This is a genomic window from Streptomyces sp. NPDC047108 (assembly GCF_040643575.1).
In the GTDB taxonomy this organism is placed as follows: Bacteria; Actinomycetota; Actinomycetes; order Streptomycetales; family Streptomycetaceae; genus Streptomyces.
The window spans coordinates 1,139,722-1,164,262 of the sequence record NZ_JBEYUP010000001.1 but is presented as its reverse complement, the minus strand read 5'-3'; the positions used below and the strand labels follow the sequence as shown (position 1 = coordinate 1,164,262).

Here is a 24,541-nt window from a genome sequence, read left to right as displayed (position 1 = left end):
GGCACCGTCACCGAGGCCCGCGAGGCACGCACACAGCCCGCGGGCCTCGGTGCACCCCGCCGAGGCGCGACGGCACCCTGCCCAAGGACGAACGGCGGCACGCGACAAGGGGCCCGGGCGCACACCGGCGCCCGGGCCCCTTGTCGCGTCGAAGTCCGTGGTTCTCCCGCGGCGTTGGCTCTACGCCGTCTCCGGTGCACCCGGCCCGCCCGGCCCGCTCTCACCACGCTGTGCCTCGTACGACACCTCGTAGGACGCGACGAGTTCGCGCGAGCGCTTCACGTCGTTCGCGATGCCCTCCAGCAGCGCCTCGATCGAGGCGAACTTCTCCTGCCCGCGCAGATAGGCGAGGAAGTCCACCGCCACGTGCAGCCCGTACAGGTCCAGACCGACGCGGTCGATCGCGTACGCCTCCACGGTCCGCTCGGTCCCGTCGAACTGCGGGTTGGTGCCGACCGAGATCGCCGCGGGCATCGCCTCGCCGTCGACCTCGAGCCATCCCGCGTAGACACCGTCGGCCGGGATCGCGGTGTGGGGCAGGGTCTCGACGTTGGCCGTCGGGTAGCCGAGTTCGCGCCCGCGCTGTGCGCCCCTGACGACGACGCCCTCCACGCGGTGCGGTCGGCCGAGGATCTCCATCGCCCCCGCCATGTCGCCCTCGGCGACCAGGCGCCGGGTCAGGGTCGAGGAGAAGGGCTCGCCTCCCCCGGCCTCGCCGCGCACGAACAGATCGACGACCTCTACCTCGTAGTCGTACGTGGTCCCCAGCTCGGCCAGGAACGCGACGTTGCCCGCCGCCTTGTGCCCGAAGCGGAAGTTGGGGCCCTCGACGACGGCCTTCGCGTGCAACTTGTCGACCAGCACCTTCACCACGAAGTCCGCCGGGGACAGCTTGGAGAACTCCGCCGTGAACGGCAGGATCAGCACGGCATCCACGCCCAGTTCCGCCATCAGCTCCGCGCGCCGGTGGTGCGGGGCGAGCAGCGGCGGATGGCTACCGGGGCGGACGACCTCGCTGGGGTGCGGGTCGAAGGTCACGACGACCGAGGGGATCCCCAGCTCGCGCGCGCGGGCGACGGCACGGCCGATGATGAGCTGGTGACCGCGGTGCACGCCGTCATAGGAGCCGATGGTGACGACACTGCGCCCCCACCCCTCGGGGATCTCCTCCAAGCCACGCCAGCGCTGCACTGTGACCGCTCCTCGCCCGAACCCGTGTACGTGATCCAGCGTGATCCACCGTGATTCACGTGATGCCTATCCGATTGCGCAGGTCTAAGACTGCCATGCCGGGCGCCCGTCGCCGTCACCGGCGTCGGCGCGACGAGGGCGGCACGCGGCCCACCGGAGCGCCGCCCCGGCACCCCGACCGCCCGGGCACACACCCTGGGCCGACCCCCGGGAGCATCCTGCCGAGCTACGCGAAGACCGCCAGGCTCTTCGCCTTGCCCTTGGACTCCTCCACCAGAGCCAGGAAGCGCCCGTCGGGGGCGAACACCGCGATCGGGCCACCCGTACCGAGCCCCGGGGCGTCCAGCCGGACGCCGTTGGAGAGCAGCCGTGCCTGCTCGGCGTCCACGTCCCAGCGCGGGAACGCGGCAGCCGCGGCCTCGGCGATCGGCATGACGGCCGGCTCCTCCTGGAGCTGGTCCAGCGTGCGCGCAGCGTCCAGGCCGTAGGGCCCGACGCGGGTACGGCGCAGTGCCGTCAGGTGGCCACCCGTGCCCAGCGCCGCGCCGAGATCGCGGGCCAGGGCCCGGATGTAGGTCCCGGAGGAGCACACGACGGTCGCGTCCACGTCGACCACGGAGGTGCCGTCCTCGGCGACGGCCTCCCGGACCTCGTGCACGGTGAACGAGGAGACGGTGACCGGCCGGGCGGCCAGTTCGAAGTCCTCGCCCTCCAGCACGCGCTTGTACGAGCGCTTGCCGTCGATCTTGATGGCGCTGACCTTGGACGGAACCTGCTGGATGTCGCCGGTCAGCGGCACGATCCCGGCGTCGACGGCCTCGCGGGAGAGCCCCGCGGCCCCGGCCGACTCGGTGATCTCGCCCTCGGCGTCGTCGGTCACGGAGCTCTGCCCGAGCCGGATCGTCGCCTCGTACTCCTTCTCCGTCAGCGCGAGGTGCCCGAGCAGCCGGGTCGCCTTCTCGACGCCGAGGACGAGCACACCGGTCGCCATGGGATCGAGGGTTCCGGCGTGCCCGACGCGGCGCGTGCGGGCGATCCCGCGCATCTTCGCGACGACGTCGTGAGAGGTGAAGCCGGACGGTTTGTCGACAATGATCAAGCCGTCCGGCACCTTTCGGCGCGCTCGGCTCGCCTCCGGGCGCGTCGCCCCGGGGTCGACGCTCCTCGACTCCGCGCTCGTTCCTCGCTCGGTCCCGTCGCTTTCGGCCTCGGCGCGCCCTTCGGCTCGCTCGTGGGCTGACCTGCGCTTCATTCGGACGCTTCGTCCTCGTTCTCGTCGTGGTCGTCCTCACCGGGCCTGCGGTACGGGTCCGCCTCGCCCGCGTACGCCGCGCCCGTGGACGCCTGCCGTACCTGAGCGTCCTTGGCCCGCGCCTGGTCGAGCAGGTGGTCGATGGTGCGGGCGTTCTCCGGGAGGGCGTCCGGCACGAACGTGAGGGTGGGCGTGAAACGCACCCCGGTCTGCCGTCCGACCTCGGACCGCAGGATCCCCTTCGCGCTCTCGAGGGCGGCGGCCGAGGCCGTGCGCTCCTCCTCGTCCCCGTAGACCGTGTAGAAGACCGTGGCCTCCCGCAGGTCGCCGGTGACCCGCGCGTCCGTGATGGTCACGAACCCCAGCCGGGGGTCCTTGATACGCCGGTCCAGGGTCTCCGCGACCACGACCTGGATGCGGTCCGCCAGTTTGCGGGCCCGCGCGTTGTCGGCCACTGGTCCGTCTCCTTCTTTCTTCTCTCTTCCACGATGATGCGTTCGGCGGCAGCCGACCCGGGTCACGCGTCGTCGTGCTCGCCGTGGAAGCGCCGCCGTACGGACAGCAGCTCCACTTCGGGACGGCCGGCGACCATGCGTTCGCACCGGTCGAGTACGTCCGTGAGGTGCCCGGCGTCCCCGGACACGACCGCCAGACCGATGACGGCCCTGCGGTAGAGGTCCTGCTCTCCGACCTCGGCCGCGCTGACCGCGTACTTGCGCTGCAGCTCGGCGACGATCGGGCGGACGACGGAGCGCTTCTCCTTCAGCGACCGGACGTCGCCGAGAAGCAGGTCAAAGGACAGCGTCCCTACGTACATGCAGTGCGGGTCAAGCCACCCGTGGGGCCGTCGTGGTACCTCCCAGCGGTGGCTGGGAGGGGGCGTCTCCCCGCGAAGGCCCGCGGGAGCGCCGTTCGAAACCGTACACGCAACGGCCGGGGCCGATCGACGGATTTCTCCGCCGACCGGCCCCGGAGAGACGCGGCCGATCAGCCTCGCGGCTTCTCGCGCATCTCGTACGTCGCGATGACGTCGTCGATCTTGATGTCGTTGAAGTTGCCGAGGTTGATACCGCCCTCGAACCCTTCGCGGATCTCGGTGACGTCGTCCTTGAAGCGGCGCAGACCCTCGATGTTGAGGTTCTCCGCCACGACCTTGCCGTCGCGGACAAGGCGGGCCTTGGTGTTCCGCTTGACCTCGCCGGAGCGGATGAGGACACCCGCGATGTTGCCGAGCTTGGAGGAGCGGAAGACCTCGCGGATCTCCGCCGTGCCGAGCTCGACCTCTTCGTACTCCGGCTTGAGCATGCCCTTGAGGGCCGCCTCGATCTCCTCGATCACCTGGTAGATGACCGAGTAGTAGCGGACGTCCACGCCCTCGCGCTCGGCCATCTGCGTGGCACGCCCCTCGGCGCGCACGTTGAAGCCGATGACGATGGCGTCGGAGCCGGTCGCCAGGTCGATGTCGGTCTCGGTGACAGCACCCACACCGCGGTGCAGGATGCGCAGGTCGACCTCTTCGCCGACGTCGAGCTGGAGCAGCGAGGACTCGAGGGCCTCGACCGAACCGGACGCGTCGCCCTTGATGATGAGGTTGAGCTGCTGCACCTCGCCGGCCTTGAGCACCTTGTCCAGGTCCTCCAGCGAGACCCGGCGGGTCCGCTTGGCGAACGCGGCGTTGCGCTCACGGGCCGCACGCTTCTCGGCGATCTGCCGGGCGGTGCGGTCCTCGTCGACGACCAGGAAGTTGTCACCGGCGCCCGGGACATTGGTGAGACCGAGGACGAGGACGGGGGTCGCGGGACCCGCTTCCTCGACGTTCTCGCCCTTGTCGTCGAGCATCGCGCGGACACGGCCGTACGCGTCGCCGACCACCATCGTGTCGCCGACCCGCAGGGTGCCGCGCTGGACGAGGACGGTCGCCACGGCGCCGCGGCCGCGGTCGAGGTGCGCCTCGATCGCGATGCCCTGCGCGTCCTGGACCGGATTGGCCCGGAGGTCCAGGGCGGCGTCGGCGGTCAGGACGACGGCCTCGAGCAGCTTGTCGATGTTCAGACCCTGCTTGGCGGAGATGTCGACGAACATGGTGTCGCCGCCGTACTCCTCGGCCACGAGCCCGTACTCGGTGAGCTGGCCGCGCACCTTCGTCGGGTCCGCGCCCTCGACGTCGATCTTGTTGACCGCGACCACGATCGGCACCTCGGCCGCCTTGGCGTGGTTCAGCGCCTCGATCGTCTGGGGCATCACACCGTCGTTGGCCGCCACCACGAGGATCGCGATGTCGGTCGACTTCGCACCACGGGCACGCATGGCGGTGAACGCCTCGTGACCCGGGGTGTCGATGAAGGTGATCTTGCGCTCTTCGTCGTTGACCTCGGTCGCCGCCTGGTACGCACCGATGTGCTGGGTGATGCCGCCGGCTTCGCCCTCGATGACGTTGGTCTTGCGGATCGCGTCCAGCAGACGCGTCTTACCGTGGTCGACGTGACCCATCACGGTCACGACCGGCGGACGCGGCGCGAGGTTCTCCTCGCCGCCCTCGTCCTCGCCGAACTCGATGTCGAAGGACTCGAGAAGCTCGCGGTCCTCCTCCTCCGGGCTGACGATCTGGACGACGTAGTTCATCTCCTCGCCGAGGAGGTGCAGCGTCTCGTCGGAGACCGACTGGGTCGCCGTCACCATCTCGCCCAGGTTGAACATCACCTGGACCAGCGAGGCGGGGTTGGCGTTGATCTTCTCGGCGAAGTCGGTGAGCGAGGCTCCACGCGACAGGCGGACGGACTGCCCGTTGCCGCGCGGCAGCATCACGCCGCCGATGGACGGGGCCTGCATGGCCTCGTACTCCTGGCGCCTCTGCCGCTTCGACTTGCGACCGCGACGCGCCGGACCGCCGGGACGGCCGAACGCACCCTGCGTGCCACCGCGGCCACCGGGACCGCCGGGACGACCGCCGAAGCCGGGACGGCCACCGCCGCCACCGCCGAAGCCGCCGCCGGGACGACCGCCGAAGCCGCCGCCACCGCCGCCGGGACGGCCACCGCCGCCACCGCCGCCGGGACGGCCGGCGAAGCCGCCGCCACCGCCCGGGCGACCGCCGCCGCCGGGACGACCGGCACCGGCAGGACCGCGACCGCCGCCGCCACCGGGACCCGGACGCGGGCCGGCGGACGGACGCTGCGGCATCATGCCCGGGTTCGGACGGTTACCGCCGCCGCCGGGGCCGCCGCCGGAGCGGGGCGCCTGCGGACGCGGCATGCCGCCCGGGGACGGACGGCCGCCGCCGGAGGCCTGCGGACGAGGTCCACCGGGACCGCCCTGACCGCCCGGACGCGGAGCACCGCCGGGGCCGCCCTGGCCGCCGGGGCGCGGGGCACCGCCGGGACGGGGCGCCTGCGGGCGCGCCATACCGGTGCTGCCACCGGAGGTGAAGGGGTTGTTGCCCGGACGCGGACCGGCCGGACGACCGCCCGGACGCGGAGCACCGCGGTCGCCACCGGAACGCGGCGACGCCGGACGGGAGTCGCCACGGCCGCCGCCCTGGCCACCGGGGGCCGGACGCGCGGGGCGCGGGCCGGGGGTGGCGCCGGGCTTCGGGCCGGAGGGCGCCTGCGGGGGCGCGCTGAACTCCGGCGCGGCCGGAGCGGCGGGAGCCGGCGTCGCGGGCGCGGCCGGGCCGGGCTTCGGCCCCGGTGCCTTCGGTCCCGGGGTGGGACGCGGGCCCGGAGCTGCCGGGGTGACGGGGCCACCCGCTTCCGCGGCGGCGGGCTTGGGCGCGCTCGCACCGGGCTTGGGGGCAGCGGGACGAGCCGTCGCACCCTGGGCGGGGGACGGCGAGGGGGTTCCGCCCGCGCGCTTCGCGGGGGAGGGCGCCGCCTTGCGGGGCGCCGAAGGCTTGCCTGCGGCACGGCCGGAGCCGTTGCCCTGCTGGAAAGCGTCAGTCAGCTTGCGTACAACCGGCGCCTCGATGGTCGAGGACGCCGAACGTACGAATTCGCCAAGTTCTTGGAGCTTGGCCATGACGACCTTGCTCTCGACTCCGAACTCCTTGGCGAGCTCGTATACCCGGACCTTAGCCACTTCGCTCCTTCTGGTCCGGGGTATCCGCCGGACCGTCGCTACTTCATGGGCGTACTCATCGCGTACTCATCGAGTGCTCATCGCAATCTCGACCTACTTCCGACTCGCGAGGTACCTGACCGCACGGTTTCCCGTGCCGTTCTCTTACGGTGTTACGGCTTGCGTTGCCTGCTCGACGTACTGGCGCAGTGCCTCGGTGTCGAGCGGGCCCTGGCCTCGGAAGGCCCGGGAGAACGCCCGGCGCCGGACCGCCAGGTCCAGACAGACCGGGGCGAGGTGCACATAAGCACCCCGGCCGGGCAGCGTACCGCGTGGATCGGGAACGCAGGCGCCCTCGATCACCGCGATACGCAGCAGATCGTCCTTGGCCGCTCGCTCCCGGCACCCCACACAGGTTCGCTCAGGGCATGCTCGGGCATGCGTCCGGCCAGACACGCTCAGTCTACCTCCCCGTACCGACCTCACCCTGCCCGGGTAACGGCCGTACGGCCACTCGATATTTCGTTTCCCCGGACCGCTCGCACGGACCGGCCCCGGCACCCGGTGCGGCCTGCGGGCCGACCAGGGTGATCGCGCCGCTACTCGGCGGCCTGGGCGACCGGCTGCTGCTCGGTGTCGGGCCGGATGTCGATCCGCCAGCCGGTCAGACGGGCGGCGAGCCGGGCGTTCTGCCCTTCCTTCCCGATCGCCAGCGAGAGCTGGTAGTCGGGGACGGTGACGCGGGCCGAGCGCGCGGCGAGGTCGACGACCTCGACCTTGCTCACCCTGGCAGGCGAGAGCGCGTGCGCCACCAGCTCCGCCGGGTCGTCCGACCAGTCGACGATGTCGATCTTCTCACCGTTGAGCTCGGCCATCACCGCGCGCACCCGGCCGCCCATGGGGCCGATGCAGGCACCCTTGGCGTTCAGCCCGGAGCGGGTGGACCGTACGGCGATCTTGGTTCGGTGGCCGGCCTCGCGGGCGATGGCGGCGATCTCCACCGACCCGTCCGCGATCTCCGGGACCTCCATGGCGAACAGCTTCTTCACCAGGTTGGGATGGGTCCGGGAGAGCGTGACGGACGGGCCGCGGACGCCCTTGACCACGCGGACGACGTAGGACCGCAGCCGCGTACCGTGCGCGTAGTCCTCGCCCGGGACCTGCTCCTGGACCGGCAGGATCGCCTCGAGCTTGCCGATGTCGACCAGGATGTTCTTGGGGTCCTTGCCCTGCTGGACGACGCCCGCGACGACATCGCCCTCGCGGCCCGCGTACTCGCCGAACGTGATCTCCTCCTCGGCATCGCGCAGCCGCTGCAGGATGACCTGCTTGGCGGTGGTCGCGGCGATGCGGCCGAAGCCGGAGGGGGTGTCGTCGAACTCGCGGGGCTCCTCGCCCTCGTCGAGATCGGCCGGGTCCTCGGTCGCCCACACCGTGACGTGACCGGTGTTGCGGTCCAGCTCCACGCGTGCGTGACGGCGGCTGCCCTCGGTGCGGTGGTACGCGATGAGGAGGGCGGCCTCGATGGCCTCGACCAGCAGATCGAAGGAGATCTCCTTCTCCCGTACCAAACCGCGCAGGGCGCTCATGTCGATGTCCACGGCTACGCCTCCTCCTGGCTCTCGTCGTCAGCGGCCGCGGCACTCTTCTCGGCGGCCTTGCGGTTGAACTCGATCTCCACCCGGGCCTTGGCGATGTCGTCGAAGGCGAGTCGGCGGTGCGTGGGCTTGCGGCCCTTGACGCCCGGGACCTCCAGGTCGAGACCCGTCTCGTCGACGGCGGTGATCCGGGCGACCAGTTCGCCGCCGTCGGTCAGGCCGGCCTTGATGAGGCGGCCGGTGGCACGGCGGTAGTGGCGCGGTTCGCTGAGCGGGCGGTCGGCGCCGGGGGAGGTGACCTCCAGGACGTACGGGTTTCCGCCCATGGCGTCGGAGTCGTCAAGCTCCTGGGATGCGGCCCGGCTCAGCTCGGCGCAGGCGTCCAGGGACACGCCGTCGTCGGCGTCCACCACGATCCGCAGCACACGTCGCTTCCCCGCCGGTGTCACCTCGATCTCTTCCAGATCCAGGTCTCGTGCGGCGACCAGCGGTTCGAGCAGTCCGCGCAGCCTCTCGCTCTGGGTGGTGCTCATCCGGGTGACTCCTCGGCCGCGTGTGCTGTTGTGGGAAGGGCGCGTGTCAGCTCAAAGGGTATCCGGTCGCGGGCGGTGGTGCTGTCCGCCTTCCACGGGCGTGCCACGGTACCGACGAGCCGGTCGGTGATCTTCGCGGTACCCGCAGGTAGGCTCGCTCCAGCCGCCGTCCCGGACACCCGTTCCGGCGGCTCCTTCCCGACCACCGGCCGCATGCGCCCCTCACTCCCCGACAGGATGTGAACCGTGCCGCTCTCCACCCCGTCGCGGCCTTCGTCCGGGCCGGACTCAGGGTCCGGTTCCTGGCCGGATCAGGTCCCCGCGGCCCCCCGTGGCGGGCCGCGCAGGAGGAGCCTGCTGACCGGTGCGCTCGGCGCCACCGCGGCGACAACCGTCCTCTCCGGCTGCTCGGACTCGGGCTCCGCGGCCGAGCGGGCCGAGCGGACCTCCCGGGCGCTGAAGCTCCGCGACCGCAGCGCCGCCGAGTCGAAGGCGCTGCTGGCCCGGTACGACGCCACGCTCAAGGCACACCCGCCCCTCGCGTCCCGGCTCGCCCCGCTGCGCGCCGAGGTCTCGCGCCACGCGGACGCGCTCGTCACCCCGCGGTCCGGCAGTGCCTCGCCCTCGGCGTCCGCCTCGGGCGACCGCGCCTCGCGGGCCCCCGAGATCCCGGACGACGAGGACAAGGCGCTGGCCGCGCTGGCGGAGGCCGAGCGCACGACCGCCGACGCCCGGGCCAAGGCCCTGATGGACGCGCCGCCCGAACTGGCCCGCCTGCTCGCCTCCGTCGCCGCCGCGGGCGCCGGCCACGCGTACCTGCTCACGAAGGGCGCCTGAGGGTGCCCCGCGCGCACCGCGCGCCCGCCCCCGCACCTTCCTCAGGAGACGGTTCAGGAGAGACGCGATGACCACCCAGGCCCCTCGCACCCGCCCGCCGTCGCAGGACGCCGCCCTCGCCGCGGCGCAGGCGGCGCTCGGGGCGGAGCATGCAGCGGTGTACGGATACGGCGTGGTCGGGGGCCGTATAGGAGAGAAGCGGCGGTCCGAGGCCCGCGAGGCGTACGACGCGCACCGGGCCCGCCGCGACGCCCTCGGCCGCACCGTGCGCGACCTGGGCGGGAAGCCCGAGGCGTCGGCCGCGGCCTACGCCCTGCCGTTCCCGGTCCCGGACGGGCCCGCCGCGCTCCGGCTGGCCGCCGAGCTGGAGGACCGGGTGGCCGGGGTGTACGGCGATCTGGTCCGCGCCACGGATGGATCGCTGCGCCGCGAGGCCGCGGCCGCGCTGCGCGAGGCGGCAGTGCGGGCGGTGCGCTGGCGCGGCGGGAGCGTAGCCTTCCCTGGGCTTGCCGAACGGCAGGCCGCGAACAGCTCGTCCGAGCCGGCGGGCCCCACGGCGGACACGCTCTGACCGTCGGGCGGACCCGCGCGGGTGGTACGAGCCGCGGGTCGCGGGCCCGGACGGGCTCGTGCGCAGCGAGGGAAAGGGACAGCTCAGGCATGGCTTCAGCGGCACGGCCCGGCGCCGGCACTCCTTTTGAGCCACCGCAGCGCCTGGTGCGCGCGCTGGCCGAGGAGTACGGGGACGCCGGGAGGGAGTGGCTGGAAGCTCTGCCGGACGCGCTGGGCGAGGCCCTGGACCGCTGGGATCTGGACTTCGAGCGGGTGCTGACACCCGGCGGGCGCAGCGGTCTCATCGCGCTCGTACGCCGCCCCGACGGCACCTCCGCGGTGCTCAAGCTCCTTGTCCCGGGCGCCCGTTCGCGGTGCGAGCACGCCGCGCTGGCGCTCTGGGACGGCTGGGGCGCCGTACGGCTGCTGGACGCCGACCCGGACTCCGGCGCGCTGCTGCTGGAGCGGCTGCACGGGGAGGTGGGCCTGAGTTCGCTGCCGGAGGGCAAGGCGCAGCTCGAGGCGGCCGGGACCGTACGGAAGCTGTGGGTGGAGCCGGGCGGGAACCATCCGTTCGCGTCGGTCGCCGACCGCACGGCGGAGGCGGCGCAGGCGCTGCGTACGGCCGTCACCGCGCCGGCCGCGGAGAGCGCCGGTCCGATGGTCGAGGAGGCTCTGGCCGTACGGGAGGGGCTGACGGCCGCTCCCCCGGAGTCCGTGCTGCTGCACGGGCGCTTCCGGCAGGGGAAGGTGCTGTCGGCGGAGCGGGTGCCGTGGGTGGCGGTGGGGCCGCAGCCGCTGGTCGGCGAGCGCGCCTACGACCTGGCGCGGCTCGTCCGTGACCGGCTGGAGGATCTGGTGGCCTCGCCCGGGGGCGCGGCGGCGGCACGCCGCAGGGTCGCGAAGCTGGCGGACTCCCTGGACGTGGACCGCGATCGGCTGCGCGGCTGGACGGTCTTCCGGGCGGTCGAGTCCGGGGTGCGGGCCCTGTCGGTGGGCCGCCCTCAGGACGGCGAACTGCTGCTGGAGTTCGCCGGCTGGCTCTGACGGCCACCGCGGGCCCGAACGGCGGGACGGCGCCGGGGAGTTGAGCGGCGGGGCCGCGGGCGCCACGCGGGCCGTGCCGACCTGGCGAAACGCGCGGCGGCATCACGTCGGCGGCGGGCGGCCCCCTCCTCCCGTTCCGGAAAGAGTCCCGCTCCGGTGGCCGCGTTGGCCCAAGTGCCGCTACCACGCTGGGTCTTGGGATCCCCCGGTTCTGAGGAGCGATTTCCCGCCACTCGCGGTGACGGGACTCGGGGACGATCCGGGCGTACGGGTCCGCGGTGGCGAGGGGCCGGCAGGAACTCCCGGCGTGCGGACGGCGACGGCCCGGCCGGCGTGCCTCCCGCTCCATGGCGGACCGCGCCGGCCGGGCCGTCCCGGTGGTGCGTGCTAACCCTTGGCGACCCGCGCCAGGGCGTCGTCCACCGGCAGTTCCTCGCGCTCGCCCGTACGCCGGTCCTTCAGCTCGACGACGCCCTCGCCCGCACGCCGGCCGACGACCAGGATCGTCGGCACACCGATCAGCTCGGCGTCGGTGAACTTCACGCCGGGCGAGACGCCCGCGCGGTCGTCCACGAGCACCCGGACGCCCGCCGAGTGCAGCTTCTCGGCCACCTCCAGGGCGAGTTCGGTCTGCTGCGCCTTGCCGGCGGCGACCACGTGGACGTCGGCGGGCGCGATCTCGCGCGGCCAGCACAGGCCTTGCTCGTCGGCGGTCTGCTCGGCGAGCGCGGCCACGGCACGGGAGACGCCGATGCCGTACGAACCCATGGTCACCCGGACCGGCTTGCCCTCGCGGCCCAGCACATCGAGCTCGAAGGCGTCCGCGTACTTCCGGCCGAGCTGGAAGATGTGGCCGATCTCGATGGCGCGGCCGATCTCCAGGCCGGTGCCGCAGCGGGGGCAGGGGTCGCCCGGCTCGACGACGACCACGTCCAGGTAGTCGTCGACCTCGAAGTCCCGTCCGCAGACCACGTTCTTCGCGTGCTTGCCCTCCGTGTTGGCGCCGGTGATCCACGCGGTGCCGGGGGCGACGCGGGGGTCGGCGATGTAGCGGAAGGCGGACCCGGCCAGGCCCTGCGGGCCGACGTAGCCGCGGACGAGGTCGGGGCGGCCCTCGAAGTCCTCGGCCGTCACCAGCTCCACGACCGCGGGTGCCAGGTGCTCGCCGAGCTTGTCGAGATCTACCTCGCGGTCGCCGGGCACCCCCACGGCCGTGATCTTGCCGTCGACCTTGACCAGCAGGTTCTTCAGCGTCGCGGAGCGCTCCACGCCCAGGTGCTCGGCCAGGGTCTCGATGGTCGGAGTGTCCGGGGTGTCCAGCTCCTCGACGTCCCCGTGCTCGACCCGCTCGACCTCGGGCGCCGGCGCGGTCACCGCCTCGGTGTTGGCCGCGTAGTCGCAGGCCGGGCAGTCCACGAACGTGTCCTCGCCCGCGGCGGCGGGGGCGAGGAACTCCTCGGAAGCCGAACCGCCCATGGCACCGGAGACGGCGGAGACGATGCGGTAGTCCAGGCCGAGCCGCTGGAAGATCTTCGTGTACGCCTCGCGGTGCAGGGCGTAGGAGGCGGCCAGGCCCTCGTCGTCGGTGTCGAAGGAGTAGGAGTCCTTCATCAGGAACTCCCGGCCGCGCAGCACGCCGGAGCGGGGCCGTGCCTCGTCCCGGTACTTGGTCTGGATCTGGTAGAGGACGACCGGCAGGTCCTTGTACGAGGAGCACTGGTCCTTGACGACCTGGGTGAAGATCTCCTCGTGGGTGGGCCCGAGCAGATAGTCGCCGCCCTTGCGGTCCTTCAGGCGGAACAGCAGGTCGCCGTACTCCTCCCAGCGGCCGCTCACCTCGTACGGCTCCTTGGGCAGCAGCGCGGGCAGCAGGACCTCCTGGGCCCCGGCGGCGTCCATCTCCTCGCGGACCACGCGGGACACGTTCTCCAGGACCCGCTTGCCCAGCGGCAGCCAGGTCCAGATCCCCGCGGCAGAGCGGCGGACGTACCCGGCGCGGACCAGCAGCTTGTGGCTGGTGGTCTCGGCATCGGCCGGGTCGTCCCGCAGCGTCTTGAGCATCATCCGGGACATGCGCTGGACCATGAGGTTGTCTCCTGCGTCTACTGCGGTGCGAAGTGCGTGCCCTGGAGGCTATCCAACCCGGGGAGTGCCCGGCGCCGTCAGCCCCTGCGGAGCGGCAGGAACGCCCCCATCACCGCGTACGGGCTCGGGGCGCTGGGGAAGACGACGCGGCGGGCCAGGTCCTCGTAGCCCAGGGCGCTGTAGAGCGTGCGGGCGGGGCTGCGCTCGGTGTCGATCGCGGACAGGATGCTGCGCGGCTCGTCGGCGCCGTCCGTGATCGTGGTGATCAGCGCACGGCCGATGCCCCGCTTCTGGAAGGCGGGGTGGACGTGCAGCTCGGTGATGACGAACGAGTCGTCGAGCCAGTGGTCCTGGCCGACGTAGCGGAGGTAGGGCTCTACGACGGTCGACCACCAGTGGCCGCGGTCGTTGGGCATGCCGTAGACGAAGCCGACGAGGCGTCCGTCGGCGGCGGTGGCGCCGAGCGCGCGGGCTCCGGGACTGGTCAGATGGCGCAGCACGATGTGGCGGCGGACGCCGATCTCGTCGTGGGTGAGCCCGAACGCGAGCGCCTGGACCGCGAGGGCCTCGTCCACCCGTGCGGCAAGGTCGAGCGGCCCGACCACGACGTCATTCATGGTCGCGACCCTACCGGTGGCAGAAGGGCCCGGGGGCGGCCGACCGGCTCAGAACAGCACGCTCATGAACGCGCCGGTCTCCTGGAAGCCGACGCGCCGGTACGCCGCGCGAGCAGCGGTGTTGTAGTCGTTGACGTAGAGGCTGGCCACGGGGGCGATCTCGTGCAGGGCGTGGTGGAGAATGGCCGACATTCCGGTCTCGGAGAGGCCGCGGCCGCGGAATTCGGGGTCGACCCAGACGCCCTGGATCTGACACGCCTTCGGGGTCGCGGCGCCGATCTCCGCCTTGAAGATCACGCGGCCGTTCTCGATGCGGGCGAACGAACGGCCCGTGCCGACGAGCTCGGCGACCCGGGCCTGGTAGAGCAGCCCGCCGTCCCCCGCGAGCGGCGAGACGCCGACCTCCTCGGTGAACATCGCCACGCAGGCCGGCATCACCAGGTCTATCTCGTCCTTGCGGATGCGCCGCACGAGCGGGTCCGGGCGCACGTCCTCGGGCACAGTGGTGGTGACCATCAGCGGCTGGTGGCCGCGGACCTCGCGGGCGGGGCCCCAGCTCGGCTCCAGCAGCGACCAGAGCCGGGCCACGGGCTCGGACGGGCCGACGATCGAGGAGCAGCGGCGGCCGGCGCGGCGGGCCCGGTCGGCGAAGCCGCGCACGGCCTCGGGGCCCGCGCAGATCGGCACCAGGTTGGCTCCCGCGTAGCAGAGGGACTCCAGCCGGCCGTCGGCGTACCAGCCCCACATCTCGCCGCCGAGGCGCCAGGGGTCGAGACCGGCGACCTGGACCCGGGCGGCCACGAAGGCGTTGGCGACGGGGTCACGGTCGAGAACCGCGAGAGCGGCGCCGAGGTCTCCGGGTTCGAGAACCCTCGTCGTGGTCGTGGTCAACACCTGTCGGAATGCCTCACCGTGCGGTCTGCTGGTTTCCGCACTGTACCCGCCGCCGCTGGTGAGCGCCGCCCTGCAGCGACAAGCCCCGCTCCTGGCAAGGGCCCTTGGGGCCTGCTCACGAGCGGGGCTTGCGGTGGTGCGTACGGGACGCGCGGGCCCCGTACGCACCGGAAGTCCGGTCCGCGGGATCAGCTCACCGACACCTGCGGTTCGCCGGACATGACGCCGTCCTTCTCCATCTGCTCGGCGATCTTCATGGCCTCGTCGATCAGGGTCTCCACGATCTTGGACTCGGGCACGGTCTTGATGACCTCGCCCTTCACGAAGATCTGGCCCTTGCCGTTGCCCGAGGCGACGCCGAGGTCCGCCTCCCGTGCCTCACCGGGGCCGTTGACGACGCAGCCCATGACGGCGACGCGCAGCGGCACCTCCATGCCGTCCAGTCCCGCGGTCACCTCGTCCGCCAGCTTGTAGACGTCCACCTGGGCGCGGCCGCAGGAAGGGCACGAGACGATCTCCAGGCGGCGCTGACGGAGGTTCAGCGACTCCAGGATCTGGATGCCGACCTTGACCTCCTCGGCCGGGGGCGCGGAGAGGGACACCCGGATCGTGTCGCCGATGCCCTCGGACAGCAGGGCGCCGAAGGCCACGGCCGACTTGATGGTGCCCTGGAAGGCGGGGCCCGCCTCGGTCACGCCGAGGTGGAGCGGGTAGTCGCACTGGGCCGCGAGCTGGCGGTAGGCGTTGACCATCACCACCGGGTCGTTGTGCTTCACGGAGATCTTGATGTCCCGGAAGCCGTGCTCCTCGAACAGCGAGCACTCCCACAGCGCCGACTCCACCAGCGCCTCGGGGGTGGCCTTGCCGTACTTCTGGAGCAGCCGCTTGTCGAGGGAGCCGGCGTTGACGCCGATCCGGATCGGGACGCCGGCGTCGGAGGCCGCCTTGGCGATCTCCTTCACCTTGTCGTCGAACTGGCGGATGTTCCCCGGGTTCACGCGGACCGCGGCGCATCCGGCGTCGATGGCGGCGAAGACGTACTTGGGCTGGAAGTGGATGTCCGCGATCACCGGGATCTGGGACTTCTTCGCGATGACGGGCAGGGCCTCGGCGTCGTCCTGCGAGGGGCAGGCGACGCGGACGATCTGGCAGCCCGAGGCCGTCAGCTCGGCGATCTGCTGCAGGGTCGCTCCGATGTCCGCCGTGACCGTGGTCGTCATCGACTGCACGGACACCGGGGCGTCTCCGCCCACGGCGACCGTTCCGACCTGGATCTTGCGGCTGACCCGCCGGTCGGCGAGCTTGGCCGGAACGGACGGCATTCCGAGCGAAATCGCAGTCATCTTGCTTGCAACCCCAGAAGGTGTCGGATCGAGGTCCCGAGATCGGCGGGCTCCGTTCCACGAGATTACGGCACCTGTCCGGGCCGCAGCACATCCCGTCGCCGAACACGTACAAATGCCGACAGCCGGGCACAAAATTCGCCCGGCTGTCGGAATCCGTACCCCGCTAGGAAATTCTGACGGGGTTGACCAGGTCGGCCACCAGCACCAGCAAGGTGAAGCAGATGAAGATCCCGGCGACCACGTAGGCGACCGGCATCAGCTGGGCCACGTCGAACGGGCCGGGGTCGGGCCGCCGCAGCAGACGCGCGGCGTGACGCCGCACCGACTCCCACAGGGCACCGGCGATGTGCCCGCCGTCCAGCGGCAGCAGCGGCAGCATGTTGAACAGGAACAGCGACAGGTTGAAGCCCGCGACCAGGAAGAGCATGGTCGCGACGCGCTGCTCCGGCGGGATGTCGAGGTTGAAGACCTCTCCGCCGACGCGTGCCGCGCCGACGACGCCCATCGGAGAGTCCGGTTCCCGCGGTCCGTCGCCGAAGGCCGCGTCCCACAGGGCCGGGACCTTCGAGGGCAGGTCCACCAGTGACTGGACACCCGAGGTGATCATGCCGCCCATGCGGTCCACGGACTGGCCGAAGGACTGCTGGACGACGCCGGTGGCGGGGCTGAAGCCCAGGAAGCCCGCCTTCACGTACTCGCCCGGGACCGGGCGGCCGTTGCCGTCGTTCTTGGCGACCTGGTTCTCGACCAGGTTCGCGTGCAGGGTCTTGGTCGCCCCGTCCCGCTCGACCGTGATCGTGGCCGGGCCGATGGTGTCGCGGATGCGGTCCTGGAGCGTGCCCCAGTCGTCGGTCGATGTGCCGTTGAACGCGACGATCTTGTCGCCGGGCTTCAGCCCCGCGGCCTTCGCGGGGGACGCGGGGTCGCCCTTGGCGCAGGTGTCGCGGTTCTCGCTCTGCGAGATCACACAGACCGAGACCGTGCTGACGGTGGTGGTCTGGCTGTTGATGCCGAAGCCCATCAGCACGCCGAGGAAGACCACCACGGCCAGGATCAGGTTCATGAAGGGCCCGGCGAACATGACGATGACGCGCTTCCACGGCTTGCGCGTGTAGAAGAGCCGCTTCTCGTCGCCCGGCTTCAGCTCCTCGAACGCCGCCGAGCGGGCGTCCTCGATCATGCCGCGCCAGGGCGAGGTGGAGCGGGACTTCACCTTGCCGTCGTCACCGGGCGGGAACATCCCGATCATGCGGATGTAGCCGCCGAGCGGGATCGCCTTGACGCCGTACTCGGTCTCGCCCTTGCGGCGGGACCAGATGGTGGGCCCGAAGCCGACCATGTACTGCGGCACACGGATGCCGAACATCTTGGCCGTGGAGAGATGCCCCAGTTCGTGCCACGCGATGGAGAAGAGCAGACCGACGGCGAAGACGACTATGCCGAGTACCGTCATCAATGCCGTCATGCGCGAGCCTCCGGTGTCGCCTGTGCTGCCATGTCACGGGCGCGGGCGCGCGCCCAGGTCTCCGCCTCGAGGACGTCCGCGACGGTCAGGCCGGTTCCTCGCGGAGTCCCGTGTTCGGCGACCACGTCGGCGACGGTATCCACAATTCCATTGAACGGCAGCCTTCCTTCGAGAAATGCGTCAACGCACTCCTCGTTGGCGGCGTTGAACACGGCCGGGGCCGTGCCCCCCAGTTCGCCCACGTGCCGGGCCAGGTCGACCGAGGGGAAGGCGTCGGTGTCCAGCGGGAAGAACTCCCAGGTCGACGCCGTGGTCCAATCGCAGCCCGGGGCCGCGTCGGGCACCCGGTCGGGCCAGCCCAGGCCGAGGGCGATCGGCATCCGCATGTCCGGCGGGCTCGCCTGGAGAAGTGTCGACCCGTCGATGAATTCCACCATGGAGTGGACGTAGGACTGCGGGTGGACGACGACCTCGATGCGGTCGAAGGGAATGTCGTAGAGCAGGTGCGCCTCGATGACCTCCAGCCCCTTGTTGACCAGAGTCGCGGAGTTGATCGTGACGACCGGGCCCATCGTCCAGGTCGGGTGGGCCAGCGCCTGCTCGGGCGTGACCTGCGCCAGCTCGGGCTTCGTACGGCCGCGGAACGGGCCGCCGGACGCGGTGACGACGAGCTTGCGGACCTCGGAGCGGGCGCCGCCCATGAGCGCCTGGAAGAGCGCGGAGTGCTCGGAGTCGACCGGCACGATCTGACCGGGCTTGGCGACCGCCTTCACCAGCGGGCCGCCGACGATCAGGGACTCCTTGTTGGCCAGGATCAGCACCCGCCCGGCCTCCAGCGCGGCGAGCGTAGGGGCCAGCCCGATGGAGCCGGTGATGCCGTTGAGGACGGAGTGGCACGGGGACGCGGCCAGGTCGGTGGCGGCGTCCGGGCCGGCCAGGATCTCGGGCAGCGACTCGCTCCCGTACTGCGCGGCCAGCGCCTCGCGCAGCGCCGGTACGACGTCCTCGCGGGAGACGGCGACGGTACGGACTCGCAAGCGCCGGGCCTGCTCGGCCAGCAGGGCGACCCTGCCTCCGGCCGCGGAGAGCCCGGTGACCCGGAAGCGGTCGGGATGGCGCAGCACGACGTCGATGGCCTGGGTGCCGATCGATCCGGTGGAGCCGAGGATCACGATGTCGCGTGGCCCGCCGGTGGCGGCGCCGGCCGCGGGAAAGCGGTCGTGCGGATGAGCGAGAGAGTCCGTCATCCCCCCATTGTGGCCGGAGTCCCCTCCACTTCCGGACGGGCGCCCCCGAAGGGGCGGCGTGGCGTGCCGCACAGTCACGGCACGGCGCGGTGCACCGCGTGGTTGCGGTGCACCGCGCCGGGTGGATCCGGGTCGTCCGCGTCAGCGGATGGGGCGGTGGACGTTCTCCCGCTGGGCGGGGCCGGGGGTCGCGTCGGCGATCCAGGGTCCGTCGCCGCTGAGGTCGACCATGCCCTCTTCCATCCAGGTGTACTGGCCGCCGAGGATGCCCTTGACGAGCTTGCGGTCGAGGTCGTCGGTGTTGTTCCACAGCCGTCCGAAGAGTTCCTCGACGCGGATGCGGGACTGCTTGCAGAAGACGTCGGCGAGCTTGTACGCCTCGCTGCCGTGGTCGCCGGTCGCCCGCAGGTGCTCGGCGCGGACGCAGGCCGCGCTCATGGCGAACAGCTCCGCGCCGATGTCGACGATGCGGCCGAGGAAGCCCTGCTTGGTCTCCATCCGGCCCTGCCAGCGGGACATGGCGTAGAAGGTGGACCGGGCGAGCTTGCGCGAGGCGCGCTCGACGTAGCGCAGGTGGACCGACAGGTCGGGGTGGCCCGCGCGGTGGAACTCGCTGTAGCTGCGCGGGAGTTGACCAGGACCCGCGACGAGCTTGGGCAGCCAGCGGGCGTAGAAGCCACCGGCCTTGGCACCCGCCTTCGCCTTGTCCGAGAGGGACTTGTCGGGGTCGATCAGGTCGCCCGCGACGGAGAGGTGGGCGTCGACCGCCTCGCGGGCGATCAGCAGGTGCATGATCTCCGTCGAGCCCTCGAAGATCCGGTTGATGCGCAGATCGCGGAGCATCTGCTCGGCGGGCACGGCGCGCTCGCCGCGGGCCGCCAGCGACTCGGCCGTCTCGAAGCCGCGGCCGCCGCGGATCTGCACCAGCTCGTCGGCCATCAGACAGCCCATCTCGGAGCCGTACAGCTTGGCCAGGGCCGCCTCGATACGGATGTCGTTGCGGTCCTCGTCCGCCATCTGGCTGGAGAGGTCGACCACGGCTTCCAGCGCGAAGGTGGTGGAGGCGATGAAGGAGATCTTCGAGCCGATGGACTCGTGGCTGGCGATCGGCTTGCCCCACTGCTCGCGGACGCTCGACCACTCGCGGGCGATCTTCAGGCACCACTTGCCGGCGCCGACGCACATGGCGGGCAGCGACAGGCGTCCGGTGTTGAGCGTGGTCAGGGCGATCTTGAGACCGGCGCCCTCGGGGCCGATGCGGTTCGCGGCGGGCACCCGGACCTGGTGGAGGCGGGTCACGCCGTTCTCGATGCCGCGCAGGCCCATGAAGGCGTTGCGGTTCTCGACGGTGATGCCCTCGGACGCCGCCTCGACGACGAACGCGGTGATCCCGCCCTTGTGGCCCTCCGACTTCGGCACCCGGGCCATGACGACGAGCAGGTCGGCCACGACGCCGTTGGTGGTCCACAGCTTGACGCCGTCGAGGATGTAGTCGTCCCCGTCCGGCACGGCGGTGGTCGCCAGCCGTGCCGGGTCCGAGCCCACGTCCGGCTCGGTCAGCAGGAACGCCGAGATGTCCGTACGGGCGCACCGCGGCAGGAAGACGTCCCTCTGCTCCTGGGTCCCGAACAGCTTCAGCGGCTGCGGCACACCGATCGACTGGTGGGCGGAGAGCAGCGCGCCGAGGGCGGGGCTCGCGGTGCCGACCAGGGACAGGGCGCGGTTGTAGTAGACCTGCGTGAGGCCGAGACCGCCGTACTTCGTGTCGATCTTCATGCCCAGCGCGCCGAGCTGCTTGAGGCCGTTGATCACCTCGTCCGGGATCCGGGCCTCCCGCTCGATCCGGGCGCTGTCGATCCGGGTCTCGCAGAAGTCGCGCAGCTTGGCGAGGAATTCCTCGCCCCGCCGCACGCTCTCGGCGTCCGGCATGGGGTGCGGATGGATCAGGTCGAGCCGGAACCTGCCCAGGAACAGCTCCTTGGCGAAGCTCGGCTTGCGCCAGTCCTGCTCACGGGCCGCCTCGGCGACCTGGCGCGCTTCGCGCTCGGAGACGGTTGGCCTGGTGGGTGTGGCGGTCATGACGGGGTCACCTCGCCGCGGAGTCGGGGCTGCACCGGTCGACTTGCTTCCAGTCTGAGCCATTCGCTACCTGTCGGTGCTACTCGACCGTATGTACCCGATCCAGGACCGCTCTACCAGACTTCGCGCACGACTCACCGTAAGGATGTAGTTGACTTTCGGTGATTTCGTGTGGCGGATTTCCGGGAGTACGGCGGTGAGGCACGCCGCGTGCGGGGGGCGTGGCGGGCCGGGCGGTCCCGCGCGGGTGCGTCCGGACGGCCGATGGGCGCGCAGCCCGGCTTGCGGAAACGCGACGGCCGGGCACGCGCCTTGCGGTCGCGTCCCCGGCCGCCCGAGCGGTTCGGCCCGGCGCCGGGCGGATCCCGCTCAGAACTCAGAGGTCCGAGCTCAGAGGTCGATGCCCGTGAGGACCATGACCCGCTCGTAGGTGTAGTCGTCCATCGCGTACTTCACGCCCTCGCGACCGACGCCGGACTGCTTGATGCCGCCGTAGGGCATCTGGTCCGCGCGGTAGGAGGGGACGTCGCCGATGATGACGCCGCCGACCTCGAGGGCGCGGTGGGCGCGGAACGCGGTCTGCAGGTCGCGCGTGAACACCCCGGACTGCAGGCCGTACTTGGACCTGTTGACCGCCGCGAACGCCTCGGCCTCGCCGTCGACCTTCTGCAGGGTCAGCACCGGGCCGAAGACCTCCTCGCAGGCGATCGTGGTGTCGTCCGGCACGCCTTCGAGCACGGTCGGGGCGTACGAGGCGCCGTCCCGCTTGCCGCCCGCGAGCAGCTTGGCGCCCGCCTGGACGGCCTCGTCGACCCAGGACTCGACGCGCTTGGCGGCGTCCTCGCTGACCAGCGGGCCGACGTCGGTGGCACTGTCCGACGGGTCGCCGGTGACCTGCGCCTCGACGGCCGCGACCACCTTCGGCACCAGCCGGTCGTAGACCGAGGCGTCGGCGATGACGCGCTGCACGGAGATGCAGGACTGGCCGCCCTGGTAGTTGGAGAAGGTCGCGATGCGGGTCGCGGCCCAGTCCAGGTCGGCCTCGGAGGAGAAGTCGGGGAGGACGACGGCGGCGCCGTTGCCGCCCAGCTCCAGCGTGCAGTGCTTGCGCGGCACCGACTCCATGATCGCGAAGCCGACCTTGTCGGAGCCGGTGAAGGAGATGACCGGCAGCCGCTCGTCCTGGACGAGGGCGGGCATACGGTCGTTGGGCACCGGCAGGATGCTCCACGAACCGGCCGGCAGCTCGGTCTCGGAGAGCAGGTCGCCGAGGATCAGCCCGGAGAGCGGCGTCGCAGGAGCGGGCTTGAGGATGATCGGCGCGCCGACCGCGATCGCCGGGGCGAGCTTGTGGGCGCACAGGTTCAGCGGGAAGTTGAACGGGGCGATGCCCAGCACCACGCCGCGCGGGAAGCGCCGGGTGAAGGCCAGCCGGCCGACGCCGCCGAGGTCGGTGTCCAGGCGCTGCGCCTCGCCGCCGTTGAAGCGCCGGGCCTCCTCGGCCGCGAACCGGAAGACCGAGATGGCACGGCCGACCTCGCCGCGCGCCCACTTGAGGGGCTTGCCGTTCTCGGCGGAGATCAGCCGGGCGATCTCCTCGGTGCGCTCGACGAGGCGACGCGACACATGATCGAGGGCCGCGGCCCGCACGTGGGCGGGCGTGGCGGCGAACTCGTCGCGTACGGCGTGCGCCGCGGCCACGGCCTCTTCGACCTGGGCCTCGGTGGGAACGCTGACGGTGCCGACGAGGCCGCCGTCCCAGGGGGAGGTCACGTCGAGCGTGTCGTCGCCGGTCGCCTCGCGCCCGGCCAGCCAGAAGGCGTGATGTGTGGTCACAGCGAATCCCGGCCCTTCCGAAGTGGTGGGGATGTCTCTGGTCCCCACGGTAGGGGTCGGGGCGCCGAATGTGGTTTGTCCGGCGTGGAGTGGTATCCCCCGCCGCCCACGCCGGTTTGGCACCGTTGCCGCTCCGGGGTGGTGCGGGAGTGACGCATCGGCCGCGCGTGTCGCGACGGGAGCGTCGCGCTGGGCCCCGGGCCGGGCCCACCAGGAGTCAGTCCGTGCCGGGGGCCGTGGCCTTGAGCGCCAGCCACAGCTCCATCCGTACGTCCGGGTCGTCCAGGGAGCGGCCCAGGATCTCCTCCACGCGGCGCATCCGGTAGCGCAGCGTGTGCCGGTGGACGCCGAGGTCCGCGGCCGCCGCGTCCCACTGGCCGTGGCGGGAGAGCCAGGCGCGCAGCGAGGCGACCAGATCCCCGCGTCCCGTCGCGTCGTGGTCGTGGAGCGCACGGAGCATGCCGTCGGCGAAGGCGCGTACGGCGTCGTCCGCCAGGAGCGGGAGGACCGAACCGGCGGCCACCTGCTCGTGCTCGACGAGCACCCGGCCACGGCGGCGGGCGACGGACAGTGCCTGCTCGGCCTGGCGGTACGCGCCCGACGCGGCGATCGGGCCCGCGGGCGCCGAGAGCCCTATGACCGGTTCGGGGCCGTCCTCCCCCGTCCCCTTGTCGTGCTCGTGAGCTCCGGCGCCCCCGCTCCGCCGCCCCTCCAGCGTCTCGGCGTGCGCGAAGCACGCCCCGACGGCCGTCCCCCCGTCGGGAGCCAGGACCACCAGGCGCTCGCCGTCCGGGACGACGAGGACGGACTCGCCGCCGCGGGCCGCCGCGGACTCCACGGTGTCGGCGAGCACGGACAGCGGGTCGGGCGGCTGCCGGCCGTCGGGTCCCGCGGCAGCGCTGTCCGCCGTCGCCGAGCCCGGTGCCGTCTCGGCGACGAGCATGCGGAACGGCGCGTCCAGCAGCCCGCCGTAGAGCCCGCCCGCCACCGCGCGGGCGTGGTCGGGCTCGCCCGCCAGCAGCATCCGCAGCACCGCGGCGCCGAGCCGCTGCTCCGCCTCGTGCAGTGAGCGGGAGCGCTCGGTCGTCAGGGTGAGCAGGGCGATGGCGGAGTGCACGGCGTAGCGCTCGGCGGTGCCCAGCGGGGCGCCGGTGCCGACGGCCAGCACGCCGCGGGACCGCCGCCCGGTGCCCAGGGACTGCAGCTCGACGCGGTCCTCGCCCTCGTCCGTGCCTCCGGCCACCGCGGTCGCCGGGGCGGGCCGCTCGCGCAGCCGGGCGGCCTCGGCGGTGAGCCGCGCGGCCCGGCGCGCTGCCCAGTCGGGGGCCGCGGCGACGACGGCGCCGGACGCGTCGTACAGCGCGGCCCAGCCGTCGACGTGCGCGGCGAGACGGGCGAGGAGGGCGGCGGGCCCGTCGGTGCCGAGCGCGGCACGCGTCAGCTCGCGCTGGGCATCGAAGCCCGCGGTGACGGCCCGGTACTGGTCGGCAGCGATCGCGGCCGAGACCGCCTTGCTGATGGCGATGAACGGGGTCCGGCGCGGCACCTCCAGCAACGGGAAGTCCCGCTCCTGCGCGGCTTCGACCAGGGCCTGCGGGATCCGGTCGTAGTTGACGCCGACGGCGAAGCCGAGCCCGACGACGCCCGCGCCCGCAAGCCTCGTGACGTACCGGCGCATCGCGTCCGTGTCCTCGGCATCGAGCTTCATGGCGGTGGTGAGCAGGAGCTCTCCGCCGTCCATGTACGGCACGGGGTCGTCGAGTTCGCTCGGGTGCGCCCAGCGGACCTCGGTCTCCAGGCGGTCCTCGCCCGCGCGGACCCCGAGCTTGAGCGCCGAGTGCTGGACGAGGGACGCGAGGGTGGGAGCCATGGCACCTTCAGGCAGAATGCGCCGCTCCGTATGAACGGC

Annotated in this window: 20 protein-coding genes; 3 read left to right on the top strand and 17 right to left on the bottom strand. The window is 72.2% G+C overall.

Features of this window, described 5'->3' with window-relative positions:
- Nucleotides 1-180: 180 nt before the first annotated feature.
- From ABZ822_RS05100 to rimP, 8 genes are all read right to left on the bottom strand, one after another.
- Entirely contained in the window at nucleotides 181-1,191 is a 1,011-nt protein-coding gene (locus ABZ822_RS05100; RefSeq protein WP_360846837.1) for a bifunctional riboflavin kinase/FAD synthetase, read from the bottom strand.
- 226 nt (nucleotides 1,192-1,417) lie between these two features.
- Entirely contained in the window at nucleotides 1,418-2,302 is an 885-nt protein-coding gene (truB, locus tag ABZ822_RS05095) for a tRNA pseudouridine(55) synthase TruB (RefSeq protein WP_360847093.1), read from the bottom strand.
- Between the two features lie 137 nt (nucleotides 2,303-2,439).
- Nucleotides 2,440-2,898 (bottom strand): 30S ribosome-binding factor RbfA, encoded by a 459-nt coding sequence (gene rbfA, locus ABZ822_RS05090; RefSeq protein WP_360846835.1) that lies wholly within the window; start codon nucleotides 2,896-2,898, stop codon nucleotides 2,440-2,442.
- A 62-nt stretch (nucleotides 2,899-2,960) separates the two neighbouring features.
- Entirely contained in the window at nucleotides 2,961-3,260 is a 300-nt protein-coding gene (locus tag ABZ822_RS05085; protein ID WP_360846833.1) for a DUF503 domain-containing protein, read from the bottom strand.
- 170 nt (nucleotides 3,261-3,430) lie between these two features.
- Nucleotides 3,431-6,517 (bottom strand): translation initiation factor IF-2, encoded by a 3,087-nt coding sequence (infB, locus tag ABZ822_RS05080; protein WP_360846831.1) that lies wholly within the window; start codon nucleotides 6,515-6,517, stop codon nucleotides 3,431-3,433.
- A 144-nt stretch (nucleotides 6,518-6,661) separates the two neighbouring features.
- A complete protein-coding gene (locus ABZ822_RS05075; RefSeq protein ID WP_360846828.1) occupies nucleotides 6,662-6,952 on the bottom strand; it encodes a YlxR family protein in 291 nt (96 codons plus the stop codon).
- Nucleotides 6,953-7,095: 143 nt separating this feature from the next.
- Nucleotides 7,096-8,097 carry a transcription termination factor NusA gene (nusA, locus tag ABZ822_RS05070; RefSeq protein WP_360846826.1) on the bottom strand — a complete coding sequence of 334 codons (1,002 nt, stop codon included), beginning with the start codon at nucleotides 8,095-8,097 and terminating at the stop codon, nucleotides 7,096-7,098.
- A 2-nt stretch (nucleotides 8,098-8,099) separates the two neighbouring features.
- The gene (rimP, locus tag ABZ822_RS05065) at nucleotides 8,100-8,627 is read right to left on the bottom strand and encodes a ribosome maturation factor RimP (RefSeq protein ID WP_360846824.1); all 528 of its coding nucleotides are present in this window, start codon (nucleotides 8,625-8,627) and stop codon (nucleotides 8,100-8,102) included.
- Between the two features lie 246 nt (nucleotides 8,628-8,873).
- Between rimP and ABZ822_RS05060 the strand changes: the two genes are divergently transcribed.
- The 3 genes from ABZ822_RS05060 to ABZ822_RS05050 all read left to right on the top strand — a co-directional run bounded on the left by ABZ822_RS05060 (nucleotide 8,874) and on the right by ABZ822_RS05050 (nucleotide 11,063).
- A complete protein-coding gene (locus tag ABZ822_RS05060; RefSeq protein WP_360846822.1) occupies nucleotides 8,874-9,464 on the top strand; it encodes a hypothetical protein in 591 nt (196 codons plus the stop codon).
- A 67-nt stretch (nucleotides 9,465-9,531) separates the two neighbouring features.
- The gene (locus ABZ822_RS05055; protein WP_360846820.1) at nucleotides 9,532-10,035 is read left to right on the top strand and encodes a ferritin-like domain-containing protein; all 504 of its coding nucleotides are present in this window, start codon (nucleotides 9,532-9,534) and stop codon (nucleotides 10,033-10,035) included.
- An 89-nt stretch (nucleotides 10,036-10,124) separates the two neighbouring features.
- Nucleotides 10,125-11,063 (top strand): aminoglycoside phosphotransferase family protein, encoded by a 939-nt coding sequence (locus ABZ822_RS05050; RefSeq protein WP_360846818.1) that lies wholly within the window; start codon nucleotides 10,125-10,127, stop codon nucleotides 11,061-11,063.
- A 387-nt stretch (nucleotides 11,064-11,450) separates the two neighbouring features.
- Here ABZ822_RS05050 and ABZ822_RS05045 read toward each other — a convergent pair whose 3' ends face one another.
- From ABZ822_RS05045 to ABZ822_RS05005, 9 genes are all read right to left on the bottom strand, one after another.
- Nucleotides 11,451-13,148: a proline--tRNA ligase gene (locus tag ABZ822_RS05045; RefSeq protein WP_360846816.1), complete on the bottom strand. Its 1,698-nt coding sequence runs from the start codon at nucleotides 13,146-13,148 to the stop codon at nucleotides 11,451-11,453.
- Between the two features lie 77 nt (nucleotides 13,149-13,225).
- Nucleotides 13,226-13,765 (bottom strand): GNAT family N-acetyltransferase, encoded by a 540-nt coding sequence (locus ABZ822_RS05040; RefSeq protein ID WP_360846814.1) that lies wholly within the window; start codon nucleotides 13,763-13,765, stop codon nucleotides 13,226-13,228.
- A 48-nt stretch (nucleotides 13,766-13,813) separates the two neighbouring features.
- Nucleotides 13,814-14,659 (bottom strand): GNAT family N-acetyltransferase, encoded by an 846-nt coding sequence (locus tag ABZ822_RS05035; protein ID WP_360846812.1) that lies wholly within the window; start codon nucleotides 14,657-14,659, stop codon nucleotides 13,814-13,816.
- Nucleotides 14,660-14,847: 188 nt separating this feature from the next.
- On the bottom strand, nucleotides 14,848-16,002 hold the full coding sequence (ispG, locus tag ABZ822_RS05030; protein WP_360846810.1) for a flavodoxin-dependent (E)-4-hydroxy-3-methylbut-2-enyl-diphosphate synthase: 1,155 nt from the start codon (nucleotides 16,000-16,002) through the stop codon (nucleotides 14,848-14,850).
- A 166-nt stretch (nucleotides 16,003-16,168) separates the two neighbouring features.
- Entirely contained in the window at nucleotides 16,169-17,470 is a 1,302-nt protein-coding gene (locus ABZ822_RS05025) for a site-2 protease family protein (RefSeq protein WP_360846808.1), read from the bottom strand.
- Nucleotides 17,467-18,717, bottom strand: a complete 1,251-nt coding sequence (gene dxr / locus ABZ822_RS05020; RefSeq protein WP_360846806.1) for a 1-deoxy-D-xylulose-5-phosphate reductoisomerase — start codon at nucleotides 18,715-18,717, stop codon at nucleotides 17,467-17,469. The genes ABZ822_RS05025 and dxr overlap by 4 nt, the downstream gene beginning before the upstream one ends.
- A gap of 141 nt (nucleotides 18,718-18,858) precedes the next feature.
- Nucleotides 18,859-20,796, bottom strand: a complete 1,938-nt coding sequence (locus ABZ822_RS05015; protein WP_360846804.1) for an acyl-CoA dehydrogenase family protein — start codon at nucleotides 20,794-20,796, stop codon at nucleotides 18,859-18,861.
- Nucleotides 20,797-21,186: 390 nt separating this feature from the next.
- Nucleotides 21,187-22,632, bottom strand: coding sequence for an aldehyde dehydrogenase family protein (locus tag ABZ822_RS05010; RefSeq protein ID WP_360846802.1), 1,446 nt, complete (start codon nucleotides 22,630-22,632; stop codon nucleotides 21,187-21,189).
- Between the two features lie 217 nt (nucleotides 22,633-22,849).
- A complete protein-coding gene (locus ABZ822_RS05005; protein WP_360846800.1) occupies nucleotides 22,850-24,502 on the bottom strand; it encodes a PucR family transcriptional regulator in 1,653 nt (550 codons plus the stop codon).
- Nucleotides 24,503-24,541 lie beyond the last annotated feature (39 nt).

What these genes read in the sequence shown, in the direction of transcription:
- ABZ822_RS05085 (WP_360846833.1), bottom strand. Translation starts at nt 3,260, where the DNA reads ATGTACGTAGGGACGCTGTCCTTTGACCTGCTTCTCGGCGACGTCCGG.
- ABZ822_RS05040 (WP_360846814.1), bottom strand. Translation starts at nt 13,765, where the DNA reads ATGAATGACGTCGTGGTCGGGCCGCTCGACCTTGCCGCACGGGTGGAC.
- ABZ822_RS05050 (WP_360846818.1), top strand. Translation starts at nt 10,125, where the DNA reads ATGGCTTCAGCGGCACGGCCCGGCGCCGGCACTCCTTTTGAGCCACCG.
- dxr (WP_360846806.1), bottom strand. Translation starts at nt 18,717, where the DNA reads ATGACGGACTCTCTCGCTCATCCGCACGACCGCTTTCCCGCGGCCGGC.
- ABZ822_RS05015 (WP_360846804.1), bottom strand. Translation starts at nt 20,796, where the DNA reads ATGACCGCCACACCCACCAGGCCAACCGTCTCCGAGCGCGAAGCGCGC.
- ABZ822_RS05025 (WP_360846808.1), bottom strand. Translation starts at nt 17,470, where the DNA reads ATGACGGCATTGATGACGGTACTCGGCATAGTCGTCTTCGCCGTCGGT.
- ABZ822_RS05005 (WP_360846800.1), bottom strand. Translation starts at nt 24,502, where the DNA reads ATGGCTCCCACCCTCGCGTCCCTCGTCCAGCACTCGGCGCTCAAGCTC.
- ABZ822_RS05055 (WP_360846820.1), top strand. Translation starts at nt 9,532, where the DNA reads ATGACCACCCAGGCCCCTCGCACCCGCCCGCCGTCGCAGGACGCCGCC.
- ABZ822_RS05045 (WP_360846816.1), bottom strand. Translation starts at nt 13,148, where the DNA reads ATGGTCCAGCGCATGTCCCGGATGATGCTCAAGACGCTGCGGGACGAC.
- rimP (WP_360846824.1), bottom strand. Translation starts at nt 8,627, where the DNA reads ATGAGCACCACCCAGAGCGAGAGGCTGCGCGGACTGCTCGAACCGCTG.
- ispG (WP_360846810.1), bottom strand. Translation starts at nt 16,002, where the DNA reads ATGACTGCGATTTCGCTCGGAATGCCGTCCGTTCCGGCCAAGCTCGCC.